Raw genomic sequence first — 21,810 nt, 5'->3', positions numbered from 1 at the left:
TTCCTAAATGGATGAGAGACTTTTGTTCAATCTTACTTTCTCAACGCCTTCTCAATTATAAACAACCGATAATCATAATCCTCTCTTAACTTTTTCGTCGGTGCCATTGCCTTGGCTTTGACATATTCCTGTTTCAAATCCATCAGACATCCATACCAAAAATGAGCTCTTGCCGGAACAGACAGATATGAAATGCTTTCAATTGGCTCCATTCCCCAATGAGAATTAGTTTCTCCAATCGCAAAGCTAGAAGAACCGGATGATGAACCTTTTTCTTTTACCGGACTTACATCCGACCATGAAATAACAGCATTCAAGAATTGTCCTTGCATAAAACGCTTAAAATCAGCAGAACTCTTACCCATTCTGGCTTCTTTGAACAAGAAGCTTATCAAATCTGAAATAGCCTGCTGTTGCGTATAAGGATCATTCGATTTACTTTCACTAAGCCAGATATTACTCAACTGCACTAATACCAAGTTTCCCAGAAATTTTTGAGAATAATCGGCAACACTCCCTGTTAAGGCACAATGATTCAGCAATTCCTTATCATCCATCCATGTCATCTTTTCAATCGCATCCAGCATCCACAAAAAAGATTGGCGCTGGACCTCTTTGGGCACTGATTGAAAAGAAGGATAAACATCTCCATAGTAACTATCATTCAAATAAATACCACCCACTTGTTGCAGTACATGCTTCATATATTCATTCACCTGCTTGATGATATGACCATATAAAACAGCACGCAGCTCATAGTCCACATCCTCCTTGTCCAGCCACTGGTTGGCATTCTTTATTACTTTCGCTATATTTTCACAAGCTATTGTTGCCGAACGGATAGCATCATTCCCCAAATCCCTTTCCATTCCACGAGGGTCATAATACGCTTTCCTGTTTTGCGGCCCTTTAAACAACAATAACGGATTGTGGTTACGTTCAGATATCAACGATTGCAAACCGGGTAATTCCTCCTGCGGCGTATTCTTTTTCATAGGTTGATACAAATAACGAATTACCCAATCATCATATACCCCTAACACCGACTGTACCAAAGGCATTCCTTCACTATAACTATTATCAGAAAGCAAATAGTTCATGGGGAGCTTGTCCATAACGGAAGCAGATAGCCCATGCTGCTTAACAAACTCCTTCGACCGAAGCGAATCAACAGGATAAGCAATAGATCCTGCCATATTATCACTCAACCCCAAACAATGTCCCCAATGCCTCAACAATAAAGACGTTAACGCTTCCTCTACCAAGCCCTCATCGGGCAGCAACGTACGAGCCTTCTCATTAAAAGAAGATGTTTGCAGGAAATAATCCAACTGGATTTTCGATGCCAAGTTGTGCGGAATGTAAATATTGGCACTTATAATCTCTCCTGTCAACGGATCACTCCAACAGTTGTCTGTAATCTGGTTAGACGGTGAAATGATATAACGAATACAGGATTTAGTAATATTATTGGCATCAAACACCGTACCGTCTTTAGGATAAGGCTTCACTACCAACGCATTGGGAAAACCAATCTTCTGAAAAGACTTGTTCCATATATCAGCACTACGATATACACAGCGCTGCCAGCTTTCGGGCAACAGAGTATCTACATAAAAGACAATAGGGTTTTCCTCTGTCAAATTCCAACGATTCACCCAATACTGCACTTCACTTCCTTGCGCTTTATCCGAAAAGCTAACCTTGTCACTCCATAGAGTACCAACACGAGGATCTGCCAAACGGGGAAGATAATCTTCATCCTCCGGTAATAACATAAATGTACGCTTCACAACCGCACTGAAAGGAATATCGTCTGCTATCGGGAAAAGCCCGAACAACGACATGGAAAGACTATAACTCATATTGCATGAAATAGATACATTATCCGAGTAAGAGGCAATCCCGGATATCATCGACCGGTCTTGTTTAAAAGTAGCCTTCCTTTTCACCCAGCCATCCATTGTATTATATGCCTTCGGATCTATCGGATTCATGTATTCGTCATCTTTAAACACATAAGAAGTGACATCAATCACCAAAGCACTATCAGGAGAATAAGCCTTGATTGGAAACTGCTCCAGAACAATATCACTAAAGCTCTTTTTCAATGCATCGCCGATACGAGAGCCATCACCGGTAGTCGGACGATTGGCAACCCGATAAAGTCTGACCAACGAATCAGATTGGCAAAATCTCACCTGTAAAGAAGTGGCAGGGCGAAATCCCACGGACGATTCCTGTGGATTACTGACTTTATCAACCACCCCTCCCATCAACAGACGTTTACCTAAAACAGCCTTAGGTATTTCCATATATATCTTATTCTCAATCCAATAAAGATTCATTAATCCCTTGGACTCCATGCTATTGGATTTACCTTTCAATAGCTTTTCATAATCACTCTTCGATTTTACCTGCTCTGTTTTTTTCTTTTTCTTAGCTGCCCCTTCCAAAGGATAAGAAACGGACAGACCAAAGACCGACAAAAAAAGTAAAAGGATATATTTATTCTTCATAATCATCTGTTTAACGCATTATTCATTTGATGAAGCAATAATTGATAGTGAAGTCGAGTATCTTTATCGGCATGTTGCTTTTGATTATTCAATAAGTCGCGCACCCGCAAGAAATAACCATAACACATACTCTCCTGATTTCTGGGGACAAAGTACTCGGCCATTGGTTCTTCAAATCCGGCTACAGGATTAAACATACGTTCCAAGTCCGACACACAACATCCTTTGTGTCCTTCCCCTATCTTATGATGAAGCGTGGTTAACGATTCCCAAACATCCTCATCTGCCAATGATTTCGAATCTTTATTCCAATTAATCTTTGCCGTTGAAGCTAACTGTTTAATAAATAAATTCTGCAACTTCATTTGAGTAGAGGTTAGTTTACGCCCTTTCAAAGTAGGACTCCAGATGTATTCATAAATGTCATTCATACATTCGTCAACATCATATTTATCGCCTTCAGCTTTCAGTGCCGAAAATTCCACACGGGCAGGAGCCGCCATCAATAATTTCATCAGCACATTACGCAAAGCATCAGAAGGTTTACCAACCATAGGCAACTTATCCAATACATCGCTGTTATCTAACCAATCCATCGTTTCCAGCTGTTCCAGAAAATAACTCATTGCCTCTTTTTGCTTCTCCTTCGGTTCACTTTCCAGAGCTTCCACTTTATCACCGACCAGTTTTTCATGCAGATAAATGCCACCGATATTATGATAAACATGCAACATATAAGTCAAATACTGCATTATAATACCATCATAAATAGCAGATCGGTGTTTATAATCATTATCTTCCTTATCCAGCCATTGGTTCAGATTAGCCAAGATATACTTCAGGTTTTTCACACCATATTGAGTTGCTTTTACCGCATCATCTCCCAAATCTTCCGTTTGAGAACGAGGGTCAAGTATATCCGACTGTTGTTTTCCATACCGATATACAGGATCACCGGATAAATCCGTAATCCACTTTGAAGCAATCGCATACTCTTCTTCCTCTGTTTTAGCTTCCGGTACCGGTGTATAATTCCAACGAATCAAATAATCATCATACAGCCCAAAGCGAGGAGGCATCATACGAACTCCACGCTCCATATCACCGGGTTGTGCCACATAATTAAAACGTGCATAATCCATTATAGAGGTAGTAGTACCATGTTTCTGTGTAAACGAAGGAGAACGCAGAGAGTCGACCGGAATGACGGAAGAAGCACTCATATTGTGCATAAATCCGAGACAATGTCCTACTTCGTGTGAAACGACATAACGTAAAGCATCATCCATCACTTCCCTTGGAATAATTTTATGACGGACACGTTTGTCAGCTTGAGCAGTCTGAATAAAAATCCAATTATTCAACAGCTTTATAACATCATGATACAGATATACAGAAGCATTCAGTATTTCTCCACTGCGCGGATCTACCCAAGAGGGACCCATTGCATTTTCAATAGCAATCGGCGCATAACGAATACAAGAGTATTTCAAATTATCCGCATCAAATTCCGGATCATCTTTCGGAAATTCTTTAGCCTGGATAGCTTGTATAAAACCTATTTTTTCAAATGGCTCATTCCATTGGTTGACAGCTTCAAATATAGATGCTTTCCAACTATCAGGGAAACAACTATCTACATAAAAAACAATCGGCTTCACAGGTGTCACCTTTTTACCCTCTACATAACTTTTTAAATCAGAAGGCTCCAAACGCCAGCGATTTGCATAATAGATTGCCCGCATCGTCTGTTTGGTTGCCGAATATTCTTTTTTTATAGTCGGGAAAATACCAATCCGGCTATCCATCAATCGGGGACGGTAAGGAACAGAATCCAATAACAGGATAGAACGTGTCACCTTTGCAGTCAGAGGTTCGTCCTTAATGTCTTTTCCACTACCTCCGGTCAACGAATAAGTATAACTTAGGCAACTCCGGACAGATATATTGTCCTTAAAAGCCTTAAAACCATCAACAAACGACTTGCTACTTTGGAAAGAAGTCGAACGCTTACGTCCTCTCGACATATTTGCACTATATTTATCAAAAGGATCCATTAGCTTATTGTCACCCACAAAAAAACCGGTAACATCAAACACAACAGCCGTACTATCATTATTATAGGCAGAAATATCAAAGGCTTGCAATATGGCATCCATGTTACTTAATGCAATAGCCGTCTTCAATCGATTGTCATTATCACCACTCACATTATCTGTTTGAATAGCAGACAGACAGATTTTGTTATTCAGTTTTTCAAAACGAAAATGAATAGGTTCGGTAGGTTTTGATCCTATAATGGCATTTCTATTATCACTGATTTCTGTAACTGCAGAGCCCAACAACATATCACGTTTCAACAACGATAATGGAAGTTCAAAATAAACTTTTTCTTTCACTTTGTGTACAGTGATGAAACCTTCTGCTTTCGAATGATTAGATGAGAACAGTTTATCATAAGCAGTTTTTTCTTTCTCAACAGATTCTTTCTTTTTTGTCTTTTTACGTTTAAAAGAAATAGCATTTGCTGATACAGCTCCTCCCAGCATAGAAAATACTAAAAGAGCCACCCAAATTCTTTTCATTTTGATAATAGTGTTAATTCATACTCTAGTAATAGAATACAAATCTAAGAATTATAAAGAATTATCTCCAATAAAATCTACTTTTTTCTGTCTTCAAATAAAGCGATTATGACTGCTTTTAGAACAGGATAAAAGATTATCAAGGCTTTCGCACTCCAAATGGTTAAAAGTATACCATATAAGATTGGCATTATTTGAATCTTATATGGGTCCTTGAACAATCCTAAAACGCATAAACTTATCCCACCTAAAAAAATCACTAAAAAGAACACTGCAGATATAAAAATGGGAAACGGACCGTCATATTCAGTAAAATCGACTAATCCAAGCCATTTCTTCCATTTTCTCCACCGTTCTCTCCTCCTTTCTTCCGGTTCCCTTTCCTTCCTCATTCTCTCCGACTCTATCACACGCCGACGGAATTCCTCTTGGGGACGCTGTAAACTGAGATTGTATCTCCGCATCTTTTCACTAATGCGTTTCTTTTTCCTTTTTGTCACTCTTATATTTGTTATTTCTTGTGTGGTTTTACCTATTTATTTCTTTTCTGCCTGATAGACTCCAAATATAATGCAACCTGCTCCCAATAATGTAATCCACGTGATTTGTTCGTGAAGAATGATTACGGATGCCACCATTGTCACCAACGGATTGAGATAGATATAACTGGAAGCTCTAACAGTTCCCAACTGTTTTAAGACCACATTCCAGAGGACATAACATATCAAGGAAGCCAGAACAGCTAGAAACAAAAGATTGGATAATACAATCGGTTTTAAAAGTACATCAAGATTCGGTTGCAGCGGATGAAGAAGAAAGGCGGGAAGTATGGTCAATACTCCATAAAAAAATATCTTGCGAGTGATAAATACAGTGGGGTAACGCCCCGTCATTTTCTTTATCACTAAACTATAAAATGCCCACGACAGGGCAGCAAGTAAAGTAAGCAAATCCCCTACCGGAGATAATTTAAGTACAAAACTGCCGTTAAAGACCACCAGTCCCACTCCGATTAAAGCTAATATGGAACCATAAATCAAACCTTTGGTGGCTTTTTCACTCTTATAAAAGAGAAGGGAAAGAATGGTGGTAAGCAAAGGAGCTGTGCAAATGATGAAAGCTACATTGGATGCTTGCGTGATTCCTAAAGCTGTATTCTCGGTAAAGAAATAGAGTGAGCCACCGAAAAGACCTCCTGCCATCAACCAAAGTTCGTCTTTCCAATTACCCGCAAACAGACGTTTGGGAGAAATCACCCAAATACCCAGATAAGCAATGAGAAAACGATAAAGGAATATCTCCTGTGGGGTCAGTCCGTGATTAATCAGTACTTTGGTTGATATAAAGGTCAGTCCCCAAATAGCAACTACAAGTATCGCAATCAGATGGTAATATCCATGCTTCAATTCCATAGTGATGTTTTAATAGAATGCAAAGATACGAGGAATTGAGAATATATGTGCAAAAAACTTCCACATAGAGAAAAAAGATGAAAAATGCATAGACAGATATTTTGCCAAAACAAAAGAGAAGGCTGTATCCCGAAGAGGAATACAGCCTTACTATCAAATCCCTACATGAAAAACTATCGCAACTATATACTTTATTTGGTCACCTTGTAAGTTCCACTTCCATAATCTTTTGACTTCATCTCTCCGGGAAGGGTTACGGTAGCGGTAACACCCTTAGGAAGGGTGAATTCCCAAATCCAAGTGTCACCCTCGTATTTCCATGCGCTCTTAATGAGTCCGGCGGCAGAACGGTATTCGGCAGTTACGTGTCCCAATCGCTTGTCTGGAATGGGCTTCATAATGATGTGCTTGAAGCCGGGAGTAGCAGGATCGGCTGCAATGCCGGCAACGGTTTCCCAAATCCATTCACATACGCATCCGTAGGCATAATGATTGAAGCTGTTCATGCCGCGTGGTCCCATTCCTTTGTCTATCATATAGCTGTTCCACCGTTCCCAAATGGTGGTGGCTCCATTGTCCACAGAATACAGCCAGCTTGGGTTCTTACGTTGAAAGAGTAGTTCATAGGCAATGTCTTCCATGCCATTCTCCGTGAGGGTAGCCATGAGAATGGATGTGCCCAAGAATCCGGTCTGCAAGCAAAGATCGTGCTGTGCGAAGTTTTCACGCAGGCGGTCTATCATCTTCGCTTTGGGTTCGCCTTCCAAAAGCTGGTTCTTTAGGGCAAACAAGGCAGGAGTTTGCATGGTGTTGAGGATGGCGGTTTTGAAGGTGCCGTCCTCGTTGAGGAAGTTCTTTTTGATGTATGCCTTTGCCGAATCGGCCATTTGCTGGTACTTGGCGGCATCGCGACCGGTGGCGGCAGCCATATCCCGCATCATGAAAGCATCTATCACCCAGTAGGAAGCGCTCAAATAGTTCCAATAGCTGACGGCATCAGGAAGCGGACCTTGGGGAGAGAAAGCCAGTCCGCTACAACTTTCCAGCGGTTCGTAGCTCAACCAGTCAGCCCATTGGTAGTTGCCGTTCTCACCGCAGAGGGTCTCGTGTTTATATTTGGTGTCGTTGATGTGGTTCATAAACAGGTCCATGGCGTTCCAGCTCTCCTCAATAATTTGCGTATCACCGAATTGCTTCCATACCGTCCAGGGCACGATGATTCCGGCATCGGCCCAACCCAAACGCATTTTCTCATCACCGTATTGTGCCAAGGGAGCCACTCCGGGGAATCCGCCCAAACTGTTTTGGGTGTCGCGCATGTCACGCATCCACTTGTGGAAGAACTTCATGGTGTTAGCAAAGAACGTACCGGTTTCGGCAAACACTTGTGTGTCTGCTGTCCAGCCCAAGCGCTCGTCGCGCTGCGGACAGTCGGTAGGTATGGAGAGGTAGTTGGATAGCTGCCCCCAATAGGTGTTGGAAATGAGCTTGTTCACAAGGTCGTTGCCTGTGGTGATAGTGCCGGTCTCCAGTTCCTTTGTGATAGAAGTAACGGGGATGGACTTCAACGACTTGATAGAGACATTTCCGGTGGCAGTTATGGAGACGTAGCGGTAGCCGAAGAAGGTGCAATGAGGGTAATAGGTCACATAATTATCTCCGGCAGCAAAGGTGTAATCCAGGCGGATACCAGTGTGGGGAATGCGCAGGTTTTCGCGGTGGCAACTTCCTTCCGGACCGTCCATGCCACGAATCTTAGCACCGTTGCCGTCATTGAGCAACTCTGCGGGAAGGCAGGTCAACACTGTTCCCTCGGCAGCTTTGAATACGAAAGAGGGTACACCGGCACAGTTTTGCCCGAAGTCCACCACTAACGTCTCTCCCGGACTTACGGTCATCTCCTTGCCCGATGCGAACTCACGGGCGATAATCACCTTACCGAACTCGTTCTCTTTCGCTCCTTCTATATTCTTCCAAATATATGCTCTGATAGGAGCAAGAGCAAGATCTGTACGCAGATAGACTTCCGCTCCGTCCGAAGGCAGAATGTCGCCAGAAAATTCGGTGTTCTCTTCGGGTATGGAGAGTTTGTCCACACATTCGAAGCCCATCGGTTCGCGTGCATCGTACTCTTCTCCGTCAAAGATACCGGCATGTTTCACCGGACCGGCAATTCCGGCTTTCCAGTTTTCGAGATCGGTACCGTAGCGCTTCTTGCTTCCGTCAGAAAAAGTCAGTTCCAGTACACCGCGAAAGGCACATTTCTTGCCTATCATGCCGTCATGTCCTCCGGGGGTTATGATTTTATCAGCCCACCATCCCGGCGTCACCTGTACGGAAAGCATGTTCTCGGCGTTTGACTTGGTATGGATAACGTCTGTAATATCATAGGTAAAAGAACGTTTGGTCTTGGCATAGTGTGTGAAGCCCGGTTTCAGGAATTCCCCACCTACAGTTTTCCCATTCACATACAACTCGTAAACTCCCAGTCCAGCAGTCATCCACTTGGCGGAGACAATTTTCTGTTCGTTTTTCACGGTGGACACGAACCAACTGGCACCATCAGCTGCGCGACCGTTGTTATGTCCTTTCACTATAGGGGCGTCTACTGCTGAAATCCATTTGGATTCGTTCCAGGCTGATGCTTCCAATGCGTCAGTACGTTTTCCGACTTCGGTTGCGTTTATCAGTCCGCTATTCGAGAAAAGCGCGAGAATCATTATCGGGATAAGATTCGCAAAACAATGAAGATTCATTTTCATACTTATATGTATTTTTTAGTATTAAAAGATTAACTTGGAAATGCTGTTTAGTTTTACAGGGCTTGCACAACAAAATTACAGAATTATATGATATGACAGACGATTTCTGCATTTTTTTTGACTCAATGCTGGTTTCTATTCAATCCGGAACTGACTCATAAGTCCGATCTGATTGAACAGACGACAGGAGCTTTGTACATTGAATGATCGATTATCAAGCAAAACAATGATATATTGTAAAATAATATAATCAATACAATCATTCAGCCTATTGTACCTATTATTTACCAAATAAGAAAAGAAGATGCCAGTTATTCATTGCAATCATTCTTTCTTCTTTACACAAAAACCTCGAAATCGAATAAACTCTATTCAAGTTTTTAATAAATAACGAAGGGGTTTATTATAAACGGTATCCAAGTTTATTATAAACTCTTTTTTGACACTTTCAATACCTAAAATAGAATTATTGCAACAAAAATGGGCAAGAACCTTCACAGTTTCTTGCCCATTCGTTATCCTCGTTATGCAATTCGCATATTAACCTATTGAATTTTATGTAATAAAATTTATATATCTCATTGTTATTTCTTTATTATTATTGACCTCAAATGTACAAAATAAAAAGAAGAAAGTCAATAGGGAAAGACAGATTTTCTAAACCTTAATATCAAAAACAATAACTTATTCTCTTACTATTTTTCAATGACAAATGACAAGCTGTGTTCAATTGCTTTGGAAGATGTTCCCAACATAATGGTATATCGTCCGGGATTAACTTTCCAGCCATGCGATTGCTCATCCCAAAAAGCGAAATCCTGTTTGGTTAGTTCAAATTCCACAATTCTTTTTTCACCAGGAGATAACGCTATTTTATCAAACTGTTTGAGTTCTTTTACCGGACGCAGCAATGTCGGATTATCTTCCCGGACATACAACTGAACCACCTCAGATCCTTTTCTTTTACCGATATTAGTCAATACGACAGTACATTTTATAGGTTGGCTACCCGTTATCTTTTTCACTGTCAATTCTGGTTTTGTTAAAGAGAAAGTAGTATACGACAATCCGTGACCGAAAGGATATAATGGTTCTATATTCTGGGTATCATACCACCGGTATCCAACGAGTATATCCTCATTATAATGTATATCATATACCTTTATCATAAACTCATTTTTACATTCATTATATAAAGAAGCTCCCTTGGGAAGATACCCCCATGCCGGAGAATCCTTAAAGTCCTTTTCAATGCTTATTGGCAGTTTCCCCGAAGGATTGACTTTTCCTGTTATGATATCGGTCAAAGCCTCAAACCCGGATTGTCCTCCATACCATCCATATATTAATGCTGCCACCTTATCATTCCATGCAGACATATTAATAGCGGAACCTGAATTAATGACAGCAATAACATTTTTATGATTACTTGTGATGTAGCGCATAAATCCTTCTTCCTCATTTGGTAGAGTGAACGGTCTTTCCACCGCTTCCCTATCTCGTGTACCCATACTTAAAATTACAATATCAGCTTCCTGTAACTCAGCTACAGTGGGATGTTCTATGTAATATACAGTACGTCCGAATTCCTTTTGCAAAGCATCTACTAACCGAACATTGTTGTAGCCTATAACTTCTGCCGCCCCATAACCACGTGGAATTTCGGAAACAAATTTACCCGTTAACAAGATCTTTCTGTTAACCGCCGGATCTAATGGCAAAATATTATCTCTGTTTTCTAACAATACAATGCCCTCTTCTGCCACTCTTTTGGCTATTTTTTCATGCATGGGAAAGGTTGATAGCAGAGAAGGCTCATATTTAGGCCTTTTATAAAAATTCATAGCTATGCATGTCGCTAAAGTAGGCAACAGCATATTATCCAGATCTTTTTCCGTTATTTTACCCTGATTGAATAACTCTACTATGGATGTTCCGAAATCATAACTGCCGGGCATTTCAACATTCTGACCGGATTTTACCACCTTTTCCAAATCCCAGACAGAATTCCAGTCACTCATCACCAACCAACTGAATCCAAGTTGTTTTCTCAACAATTCTTTTATCGCATAAGGATTTTGACCTACCCAGTCTCCATTTAATTGGTTGTAAGAGGTCATTACACACATAGCCCCCGCATCTATTCCTGCTTTAAATCCAGGTAAATAGATTTCATTGATTGCCCGTTCACTAATGATAGAATTACTCCGTTTACGATAAAATTCTGTATTGTTACCCAAAAAATGCTTCAAGCAAGCAGCAGTACCCGTACTTTGCATACCTTTTACATATTCCTCAACCATTCTAGCTACAAGATATGGATCTTCTCCGAAATACTCAAAATTACGGGAACATTGCGACTGTCTATAAATATTAAGCCCAGGTCCTAACAGAATTTCGATCCCTCCAGCTCTACATTCCTCTCCAACGGCTTTTGCATATTGATATGACAATTCCGGCGAAAACGTTGAAGCCAATAGAATGGGAGCTGGAAAAGCGGTAGACTTTTCCAGCTGTTTCACCATATTGGGATTCGGTAAGTTGGTACGGATATTAACTCCTTGTGTCGCATCCGACAGGTAAATAGGAGGAATTCCTTTTCTCTCAATACCTTTCAGAAAAAAACTGTTATATCCCCGTACCATTGATGCTTTTTCTTCAAATGTCAAGGTTTGTAATAACTTGTTTGCCTCTTCATAAGCTTCTTTTACATTCATCTCTCGCTGGGCATACAGCCCAACGAGATTGAATAATAAAAGAGCGGTCAAAGCTAGTTTATTCATGGAATTTGTATATAATATATTGAAAACTGATTTACTATAACGTTATCCCTTTATTCCCATACCAAATGATTGAACCCGGGGGGAAGAAGGGTAGAAACGATCCCTGTAGAATCATCGTATTCAAAATCTTGATCTACCCGTGCCATACGTGATTCTATTTTCGCATAATTTTTAAGTCCGGTATAAAAACGGGCTTTCTCTATTTTGTTGTCAAACTCAGGATTGTGTAAGGAGGGAATAGACTCATTGGAGCGCTCTCTTACCATTTTAACAGGTCTCTTGCCTGTATAAAATGAAACTTTGACACGGATGGGAACCGGTGGTTCTTTTCCCTCTTCTATCTTGGGATCATGAATTAATACATATTCATTCCATGGATCCGGCTCCAGGACAAAAGTGGCTCTTTGGGATTTCAATCCCACCAATCCTGTCACTTTATGTTTATATAACTCTTTCCATGGCAAGGAGTATAATTCCGTCTTTATCAATGTACGCCCGGAGACAGACAATTCGTAACCGTTACTTAAAGTATACTCCTGTGGCTGCATAGCACTGTTATTGCAGACGACTGCAAATCGGCCATTTACAAGAAGCTCTTTTTCGTTTGTTTCCTCTGAAATTAAAATATGTCCGTACGCAGATGAAAGTTTCTTACCCTTTTTACCCCAATTTCCTATTGTATAAGGATTCGTTTTATGAAAAGGTATCAATACATTGAAGAAAGCGGTAGAATCTGCTTTTTGAGATTTGACCATAAGCGTATAATTAGCCCATCGTGCATTAGGGCCATCCCAACGAGGTTCATCCTTGAAGTCATTCCGAAATGGATAATAGTAATCGGGAATTCCTTTAGTACCTCTCCCAATTATTGTTGTGGGACTTTGTTTTCCGACTTCGACAATAGCCAATCGTGCTTTTTCATCACCAATGATATAATTTTTATCTGAAGATATCAAATGACCGACAGGATTAAGATACCATTCGTAGTTTTGCATATAAGGACTGGTGAGATTGTCATGCACAATCGTCAGTGAATTCTCACGAAACCAGACAATGGAACGCTCATGTTCCACATTTTCGTAGGTGGTTGCTTTGGCTGACAATAACACAACATCTTCTACATCAGAAAATGACATCAGACGTGTTGAGTTACGATAGGTGTTAATCTGCTCCTTTTCGTACCTGAATTCTTTACCATGCTTATTGATATGTTCCTTGAAAAGTCCGTCTGTACGGCTATATCCATAATCATTCCCCAGTCCGACGGTATTATGCGCAATAGTTGCCTTCCAAAATCCCCCATAAGTCTCATAGTTAGCGTATACCCCCCGATAACCTCCGTCAACAAACATTGGAATGCCATGGTACAACATTTCAATTCCCATACAGTCCTGATGAGAATGTCCGGCAATGACCGGCTTCTTTTCTATTTCCCTGCGTCCGGCCCAGGTAGGCCCGTATTTCATCATGATGAAGTTATCATCCGCATTCCATCCGGAACGGTAAATACCATATCCGCTCCATATATAGTTAGCATAATTATATTGTGGTTTTTCAAGTCTGAATGAAGCGTTGAAGGTGAGCAACTGTTGAGGAGATAAAAGATACCCGCCATGTACCCGTTCGTGGATGGATTTGACAATCCATGCCAATGTGTGGTCTTCCAACAGGTAAGCGGCGTCTAATAATTCTTTTGAACCGACTTCACACCTGTGTGCATCACCTATGGCAACTTTCCGCCCATCTGTAGTCGTAAGATTAGCACGCCATCTCATAAACTTCTGAAAAAAGTTCCTGAATGTATAATCTTTCATATAATCCTTATATCCCAAGTTGTGACTGGCAGTGATATAAAGAAGTATTCCATCTGTGGTCGGAGCCCAATAATGGATAGAGTTCTCCCCATAAGCACCGTCTGCAAAATTCTCAGTCAGCAACAATCGGGTCACTTGATCCTGCGCCTTTTCTACCCAAAGTGCAGATTCTTCAAACTCGGGAAAATACATGCCTATGATACCAAGCATACAAATAGGGTAATACTTGATATTGAAACAGTAGGTTTGTCCTTGGAAAATATAGTTGATAGGACTTTCAAGAGTCCACGCCTCCAAAAAACGTGCGGCTTGATGCAACTCTGATATGATAGCTTCATGTTCTTCTTCCGAAAAGATGGATAGATGACAGGCAATATCATACGCCTGAAGGAACCGTCCCAGCCTTTCACCCTGGTGGATACCTAATTCACGCCAAGAACCTTCATCTTTATGAATACCAATTTCGTATAACATTTTCTCCCGCAGAACGGTTGCTACCTCTTGACTCGGATAGAGGATCATTGCCGCAGATTCAGTCATTAAATCTGGCCGTGTCTTGGTTATTTTGGCTATCTCGAACAATTCGTTCATGGAGTAGGGTGTTGCCCGTTCCGGTATCATCTTTCTCCAGGAACGAAGATTCTTTTCCAGCGTTTGTTGTAATGATTCCACACTCCTTCTTAAGTCCTCGTTATGTACGACTTGTTGTTTGGCCCGATTAATTTGCTGTTCATTGATAAACATATATGGTCTTTGAGCAACCTTACCGGACAACACAGGAACGGAAAAGAAAATGAGAAGCGTTATAAAGGATATTTTTAAATTATACATACTCAAGTTCATTTAGTTATTTGCATATTCAAATGTGTGACTTCCCTTTTTTATATTAATTCCATTCTTAGTAAAACGGATAATGTCCTTACGACCGTCGATTTCTATTTGCAATTCTTTGTTGGAACTGTCATATGAAGTCTTTAACGGTTTTATACCTTTCTTGCGAGGATGAAGAACCGTAATATAGTTTTCACTGGCCTCTCCTTTTATTTCAATGTATTTTTGCGTTTTGAATTTATACCAGCTACGTGTATCTGCAATCTTAGATGTCCAGGCTCCAATCTGGCCTTCACGCTCGTTAGGCTGGAGCTCCCGTTCCGGGAGAACAGCATGTACGTCAAGCCATGTTTTCCAAGGAGTATAAAGACTGAATGAATGCTTATCCCATTCTATACGCTCTGCCGGCGAATGGATCAGAAATGAACTTTCCCTATTTGATTCTATTTCATCCATAATCACAAAATATTGTGGTTTAATAAACACGACATGACGAATATATTTTTCAACTTTGTTGGGGATGGAAGCATCCGTTACCGAATAGTCTATCTGATCGTTACTTTGCCAATTGATTATTTTACCATCTTCCCAAGCTGAACTGTTATATTTCTCTGGGTCTGTTTCACCTGTTTTTCTGAATATGACCAAGTTATGGGCTATTGATCTCTTATTCCATTTTTTATGGTTGGGATCGCCATAATCTCCGGAACCGGCATCAAGCGCAAGCGGAGTACCAAAAGCCATTAAGGAAAATGAATTAGCATCCCCGTTTTCATGTCCGCAAAGCGAAGCCTTTCCACATTTTAGAAGAAACCATATTTCGTCTTTAGTATCATGTTTGTCACGCATAAGAATATGCCCCTTTTGAGCAGCTATGGTACTTTTCAAATGAACATTTGTAGCAGGGAGTGACGGATTAATCAATAAGTCAGTGACTAACTCTTCCGAAAACTTGAATCCTGTCCGTTTCCAAAGCCACATGAGCTCTTTAGAAAGTTGCGGATCGCTGTCTTTAAGATAATACGCACAGATATTGATAACAGACATGTTTTCTCCCCAAGTGGAATCTCCCAATCCTAATGACATTACTACTCCTTTGGAAACATTTGCTGCCGCTCCTGCCACCAAATCCCGTGGAGTAGAGAAATCGATACACCATTTGGCTAAAGATTTCATTGCCGGATGAGTGAAAAGATTAATGCCCGTACGATTGAAAAGAGCAATGAAGAAATTGGAAGTTGTTTTCATCTGATAAAGATGATAACGGGGACATTCGTGCCAGGCACCGTCCCAAGTACCATTTTCTAATATCCACAGAATCTCTTTTACAGAAAAATTAAGCCATTTCTCAGCTTGTGGAAGTTCTGGAAAAGCCAATGCCACAGTCCCGGCCGACAAGGCGACATCTGCCCAGATATTGGATACCCGCCAACCATAAAGTTTTTGACCGGGAAGTTTCAAATTATCGGGATTGCTTCCCAAAGCATATTCTACTGTACGGACTAATGCATCACGAAATTCCAGTCTGTCTTTTTCTGTGAGATACCCATAGCTCTCTACCAAGTCATATAAATGGATACACCGCCATATCCCTCTCATTGATACTCCATCAGGTTTCTCACGTTCAATATTTTCACGCGACCATCGCTTCGTATAATTTTTCCAGTAACGGATAAATTCTCGTGTCGCTGCTTCGCGATCATTTTCATTATCTGAAAACCAAGCTCTTACGATCTTATTTCGTTTTGCATTCGAATCATCGGGAAGTTGTTCGAAATTCCGGCGCAACATTTCATAATCCTGAGCCCTGACAATAATAGCGGGATATTGTTCTATAGATGTCAGAGTAATATGTTCGACAGGGTATTCAGGCACGCCCATTGGAGTGGATAAGGTTTGTGCCTTGCTGCCCAAAGGCAGCAAGGAGCAAATAATCCCAAGTAAAGATATGATATATTGTCTCATAAGCATATTTTAGTTGTTCTTGATTTGGACTGCCTCATCCCAGGTACGTCCTACACGTATGCTACCAATCTGACAGTTGACATTGGCATTATTGGTGTTTTCAAGCGTAAAGAGCGTCCTGACTCTAGAGGCAGTGTTCGTATCATTTTGTGGATTGTTTGTTTCCAAATCTATATAAAGAGTAGGTTCGGGTTGGGCATGGGTCAAAGCCGGATTGATAAATAAGTCAAATCGTTTTGTACCAACATTATATTTCAGGACAATGAAAAAAGTTTGATCGGTTTTATCGAAGAACTCCTTGTCATACCACAATACTTTGCCACCGTTGTTAGAGGCAAGTGTAAGCCCGAACCTATATTTCTCTTCACGCTCCACTTTACCTACCCAAAAAGAGGCTATACGGCTTGTTCCACTGTCAGAGAAGCCCAAAACAGAATATTGTACCGCATGATAATTCCCGGAATTATTATCTCTATAAGGAAGTTGGTCTAATTTAAATAAGAAAGACGCATAGATTTCCCCTTCTGTAATTGGTGTAAACGTAGGACTGACATGCTGGACAGATATAGAATTTTTATCTGCATAATAATTCCTTTGAATAGTACGTCCTATGCCTGAAAGGATATATTCCCCGTTACTGTCACTGTATAATAAAGGTGTCTGATTGAAGGTAAGTGAAGTGTATTCCGCTTTATCTCCTTTGGTACGTTCCCAGACATTTGCAAAATCGGATTCTCCCGTACTGAATGTCTCTTCAAATAATACCTGGCTTCTGGATATGACAATCCCTTTTTCCAGCATCGTTAATCCAGTGGCTTCGCCTATACCTATAATGTTATATCGCGCCGATGTATCAAAAGAAAGACCGTCTGCATTGACAGTTATTGTAAATGAAGCATTCCGGGTTTGGTTATCCGCATATTCCAAGGCAGAAGCACTAATCAGATTATTCGGATCCTGCGCTTCAAGTTTTTCAGAAAGGGCAATTGTACCTTGCGCCATATTGGTAGTGACGTTTACAGTTTCATTTATATTTTTATCACTGACTAAGATAATAGTTTTATCCAGTTGCACAAAGGGTACCTGTTGTCTGATTCCCAGTATCATATTACCTTGTGAAGTATTTTGTATGCGCAGGGCTCCGTTTCTGTCTGTTACCCCATCTCCATTTTTCCAATTGGCAGCAGTCACAATTACTTTTTGTGTGGACTTATCATAAGTATATGTCAACCAGTCATCCCCCACTAATTTGTCAACAACAATTTCTTTTCCGCTTGCCGGAGCCACTTCTAATTCGTATGTTCCTCCTTCCGGATAAAACTCAGTTTCTTTTTCAACGACCTCTCCTTTTGTGTTTTGTACAACCGATAACGAACTGGTACCATCTGCTGATTTAACAACATAATACTCTTGTACGGACGTTTCTTTCTCATTATTCTGAAGCGCGCTAATTTTCAGTTGATATCCCCCTTCAACAGCGATCATCTCATACTTCAAGTTATTAATACTTTGATAATTATTCTTTTTTATTTCATTGTTGTTTATTTCAATAATCGATTCAGTATTAACACTAACCCCATCTATTGAAGTGTAAATTTTGAGATAACTTACACTCGTTTGAATATTTACCACGTCAGAAGAACCGGCCAAGTAATCAAGATTAATCTCGGATTTATCCAATTTGAGAACGAGGCCCTGGTAATTCATATTTTCCGTTTCACAACCAATCATGGTTATAAAAACTATTATTGATACTACTAATGATTTGATTTTCATACTATTTTCATTAATTATTTATATTCGGAAATAATGTTTTTGCTCCCGATCGTAACGTTTATACCTTTCTCTGTGAATGAGATTTGATCTTGACGTCCATCTTTTGTTATATTCAATGTTTGCCCATTGTCACGTGAAGTAACAATCAGGCGTTTTGCTCCGTCTTTCATGGGATGAAGTACAGTGACGATATTCCCGGTTGCAGGTGCTGGAAATTGTATCGTTTGCTGATACTTGAACGGGTAAATAGTTGTATTTCTATCCGGACGTTCTTCTGTCCATGTCCCAAAATGTCCCGGATTCTGATGTTTTACCAATACCGTTGACGGAGAAACAACATGTACATCAAGTGCTGTCCCCCAGGAATTCCGGCAATATATATTATGTTCCTCCCATTGAATATCCTCACAAGGCGTTTGCATCATCCATACAGCTTCTTTACTAGCGGCTGCATTCACCTGATCTCTGATAACAAAATAATCCGGTTTCACAAAAATGACTTCCCGCATATACTTGGAAACTTTAGCAGCTTTTGAAGCATCTGTCACAGAATAATCCATATCATTCTGAGAATCCCAGTGTACTATGACTCCGTCTGTTGCATTCTGACTATCGTATTTGTTGATGTCTGTTTCTCCTTTATTTCTGAAAGTGACAATATTATGGGAGATTGATTTTTTATTCCAGTTTTTGTGTCCCGGATCATTATAATCGGCCGCACCTGCATCAAGTGCCATAGGAGTACCATAAGCAATCAGCGAAAAAGAATTTTTATCCGCATGATCGTGCATGGATGTTTTACCACATTTCAGTAAAAACCATATCTCATCTTCAGTCTCAAACTTGTCACGCATCAATATATATCCTCTTTGGGGACATATATCGCTGCCCATATTTTGGGGAGCAGCGGCAGGAAGCGAACGGTCAATCAAAAGGTCGAGTACCGGTTCTTCAGAATATATATACCCTGACAATGACCAAAGCCACATTAACTCAGCAGATAATTTCGGATCAGTCTTGGCATAATGCGATGCATATTGGTTGACAGGAGCCAGATTTTCCCCCCACGCTGCGTCTCCCAATCCGGGGAATAATTTGACTCCGTCCGCTATGCCGACATTCAAACCGGCCACTTTATCACGCGGACTATTGAAACGTACGAACCAATATGCGAGTTCTTTATTCTTCTCATGCTGAAACATATCTATTCCGGTACGGTTATAAAGAACTTCCATAAATTGTCCCATAAGCTTCATAGTGTAAGCATGATATCTTGGAGTCTCATGCCAACATCCGTCCCATACACTGTGTGACAGTTGCCATTTCAACTCTGCTAAAGCGTAGTTGACCCAATCCTTACTTTGGGGCTGATCATAAAATGTCAGTCCTACCAATCCAGCGGCTAAATATACATCCGTATAAATATTCCCCGAACGGAAATAATCATCCGGAATCCGGGGATTTTTACTATCCGTACCTATCGCCCATTTTATAGCCTGTACCAAAGCCGTTCTGAAATCATTTTCTTCTCCCGCTTTAAGATATCCAAAGCTTTTTACGATATCATACAGATGTATGCACCGCCATACACCCCGCAATGAAACTCCATCGGGTTCTGGTCTTTCCAAGACTTCTTGAGTCCATCTGGATGCATAGTCTTTCCAATACGAAATAAACTCTGCCGTAGCATTCTTTTTTTCGGTTTCCGAATCAGAAAACATTGCTTTGACAATTTTATTTTTTTTTGCAGGACTATTTACCGGAAGCATTTCAAAACGCTGTTTATAAATATCATACATTTCCGCACGTAGAATCAGTCCCGGATAGTTTTCAACAGGCTTGAGCTCTGTTATATCTTCAGGAATATTTTCTTGTGGCGGTTCGCCTGTAATAGTATCTTCTTTGCAACTGTACAATGCAACAGAAAAGAACAGGCTTATATAAATTAGCTGGCGTTTCATATTATTTTGTTTATAGGTAATCTCTTAATTATATCAAGATTCTTCATTATTCAGATTGACTCTGATTGTAATATCCTTCACAATATCTGTATAATTCTGTTTTAGTCTCATAACTTCTATCCCAGCCTCAATAAGTGCTCCCAATCCATGTTTTTCATTAATGCCACATGGACGTGTGTAATAGTATTGCAGATCCTCATGTACTTCAGTACCTTCACATATATTTTTCATATCACCATTGCCAGTAAGCATGTGTTTTTTCAGACCTTCCCATGCAGTAATCGCCAATGATGCATATCGGCTGTCCAGCCATTTGTTATTTACCGCGGAAGCAATAGAATAAGTAAACATAGCTGAAGCAGAAGACTCAAGATAGGAATCATTACGGTCGATGATTTGATGCCATAATCCTTCAGGACTCTGATAGCGGGCAAGACCGCAGACTTGTTTGTTAAGCAAGTCTATTACCATTTGTCTGCGGGGATAATTCTCAGGAGTATGTTTCAATAATTCTATTTTAGCGAACATGAGCCAGCCGTTACAGCGTGCCCAGTGCGCAACTCCATTTCTTTTGAGGTCAGTATAATAAGCATGATAATATAATCCTCTTTGCGAATCCCATAACAACTGATCAAAACTTTCTATCTGATTCAATGCATCATTCAAATAAGTCTCATCACCTGTGATTTGGTATAATCTTACCAATAAAGGTACACTCATATAAAGGTCATCTCCCCAAAGGGTATTCTTCTGCGGAAAGGAACGTACAAATGTTCCATTTTCAGTGCGAAGTTTTTTATCTTTAAGAAACTTTCCCATCTCCATTGCATAGTCAAGATATTCCATTTTTTTTTCACCTAACGGATGCATATAAAGATCAAGCGTACTAGATATCATAGCGCCAAAATCATCAAGTTCGAGCGTATTGAAAAGTTCCCCTAGAGGATATTTCCAATGTTTACCATGCTTCTCCGGTTGGTATCGTGGCTGAAAATACTTGTAATTATCAAATCCGAAAGCAATATGATTGCGGACAAAATCAACATATTTAGGCTCTTCAACAAAGTCAGCGAGGTGAAGCATTGCTATGTTCAACACCCCATTTGTATAATGCCAGTTACAATACTTGTTTTTAAATCTCAATTCTGCATTTTCAGGAGCATCCCAAGCAGAAGTATATTCTTTTTGAGTGTTCGTATCTATAAATTTGAGATCAGCTTTCTCGCATAGATTGTCGGCAATCGTACACAATATTTCTTTATCATCCACATCGGCCATATTATCAGGCGAAGATACTTTCTTGTTGGAGGAGCATCCGCAGAGACATATATAGACTGATATGATAAACAGACTTATGGAAGTTTCAGTTAATATTTTCATGATATAAACCAATGTTGTTATT

The 21,810-nt window shown here is 40.3% G+C and carries 10 protein-coding genes; all 10 read right to left on the bottom strand.

Annotated elements, in window-relative coordinates; genetic code table 11:
• Positions 1-32 precede the first annotated feature (32 nt).
• Positions 33-2,525 carry a zinc-dependent metalloprotease gene (locus DWZ47_RS20785; protein ID WP_117514523.1) on the bottom strand — a complete coding sequence of 831 codons (2,493 nt, stop codon included), beginning with the start codon at positions 2,523-2,525 and terminating at the stop codon, positions 33-35.
• A complete protein-coding gene (locus tag DWZ47_RS20780; protein WP_117514521.1) occupies positions 2,522-5,104 on the bottom strand; it encodes a zinc-dependent metalloprotease in 2,583 nt (860 codons plus the stop codon). The genes DWZ47_RS20785 and DWZ47_RS20780 overlap by 4 nt, the downstream gene beginning before the upstream one ends.
• 536 nt (positions 5,105-5,640) lie before the next feature.
• Positions 5,641-6,516: a DMT family transporter gene (locus DWZ47_RS20770; RefSeq protein ID WP_004302799.1), complete on the bottom strand. Its 876-nt coding sequence runs from the start codon at positions 6,514-6,516 to the stop codon at positions 5,641-5,643.
• 191 nt (positions 6,517-6,707) lie between these two features.
• Positions 6,708-9,278, bottom strand: a complete 2,571-nt coding sequence (locus DWZ47_RS20765; RefSeq protein WP_117514517.1) for a family 78 glycoside hydrolase catalytic domain — start codon at positions 9,276-9,278, stop codon at positions 6,708-6,710.
• A 695-nt stretch (positions 9,279-9,973) separates the two neighbouring features.
• Positions 9,974-12,061 carry a beta-glucosidase family protein gene (locus DWZ47_RS20755; protein WP_117514515.1) on the bottom strand — a complete coding sequence of 696 codons (2,088 nt, stop codon included), beginning with the start codon at positions 12,059-12,061 and terminating at the stop codon, positions 9,974-9,976.
• 50 nt (positions 12,062-12,111) lie between these two features.
• Positions 12,112-14,706 carry a heparinase II/III family protein gene (locus DWZ47_RS20750; RefSeq protein ID WP_158570395.1) on the bottom strand — a complete coding sequence of 865 codons (2,595 nt, stop codon included), beginning with the start codon at positions 14,704-14,706 and terminating at the stop codon, positions 12,112-12,114.
• Positions 14,707-14,718: 12 nt separating this feature from the next.
• Positions 14,719-16,671, bottom strand: coding sequence for a heparinase II/III family protein (locus tag DWZ47_RS20745; RefSeq protein WP_158570394.1), 1,953 nt, complete (start codon positions 16,669-16,671; stop codon positions 14,719-14,721).
• A 9-nt stretch (positions 16,672-16,680) separates the two neighbouring features.
• The gene (locus DWZ47_RS20740; protein ID WP_147330793.1) at positions 16,681-18,378 is read right to left on the bottom strand and encodes a hypothetical protein; all 1,698 of its coding nucleotides are present in this window, start codon (positions 18,376-18,378) and stop codon (positions 16,681-16,683) included.
• An 83-nt stretch (positions 18,379-18,461) separates the two neighbouring features.
• Positions 18,462-20,408: a heparinase II/III family protein gene (locus tag DWZ47_RS20735; RefSeq protein ID WP_117514508.1), complete on the bottom strand. Its 1,947-nt coding sequence runs from the start codon at positions 20,406-20,408 to the stop codon at positions 18,462-18,464.
• Between the two features lie 33 nt (positions 20,409-20,441).
• The gene (locus tag DWZ47_RS20730) at positions 20,442-21,788 is read right to left on the bottom strand and encodes a glycoside hydrolase family 105 protein (RefSeq protein WP_158570393.1); all 1,347 of its coding nucleotides are present in this window, start codon (positions 21,786-21,788) and stop codon (positions 20,442-20,444) included.
• Positions 21,789-21,810: the final 22 nt, after the last annotated feature.

The sequence above is a fragment of the Bacteroides sp. AF32-8BH genome, assembly GCF_003435205.1.
Lineage (GTDB): Bacteria > Bacteroidota > Bacteroidia > Bacteroidales > Bacteroidaceae > Bacteroides > Bacteroides ovatus.
Note: the sequence above shows the minus strand (reverse complement) of the source record. Positions and strands in the feature narration are given on the sequence as shown.

Excerpts from the sequence above, each read along its gene's own strand:
- DWZ47_RS20785 (WP_117514523.1), bottom strand. The coding sequence starts at position 2,525 with ATGATTATGAAGAATAAATATATCCTTTTACTTTTTTTGTCGGTCTTT.
- DWZ47_RS20780 (WP_117514521.1), bottom strand. The coding sequence starts at position 5,104 with ATGAAAAGAATTTGGGTGGCTCTTTTAGTATTTTCTATGCTGGGAGGA.
- DWZ47_RS20770 (WP_004302799.1), bottom strand. The coding sequence starts at position 6,516 with ATGGAATTGAAGCATGGATATTACCATCTGATTGCGATACTTGTAGTT.
- DWZ47_RS20765 (WP_117514517.1), bottom strand. The coding sequence starts at position 9,278 with ATGAAAATGAATCTTCATTGTTTTGCGAATCTTATCCCGATAATGATT.
- DWZ47_RS20755 (WP_117514515.1), bottom strand. The coding sequence starts at position 12,061 with ATGAATAAACTAGCTTTGACCGCTCTTTTATTATTCAATCTCGTTGGG.
- DWZ47_RS20750 (WP_158570395.1), bottom strand. The coding sequence starts at position 14,706 with ATGTATAATTTAAAAATATCCTTTATAACGCTTCTCATTTTCTTTTCC.
- DWZ47_RS20745 (WP_158570394.1), bottom strand. The coding sequence starts at position 16,671 with ATGAGACAATATATCATATCTTTACTTGGGATTATTTGCTCCTTGCTG.
- DWZ47_RS20740 (WP_147330793.1), bottom strand. The coding sequence starts at position 18,378 with ATGAATTACCAGGGCCTCGTTCTCAAATTGGATAAATCCGAGATTAAT.
- DWZ47_RS20735 (WP_117514508.1), bottom strand. The coding sequence starts at position 20,408 with ATGAAACGCCAGCTAATTTATATAAGCCTGTTCTTTTCTGTTGCATTG.
- DWZ47_RS20730 (WP_158570393.1), bottom strand. The coding sequence starts at position 21,788 with ATGAAAATATTAACTGAAACTTCCATAAGTCTGTTTATCATATCAGTC.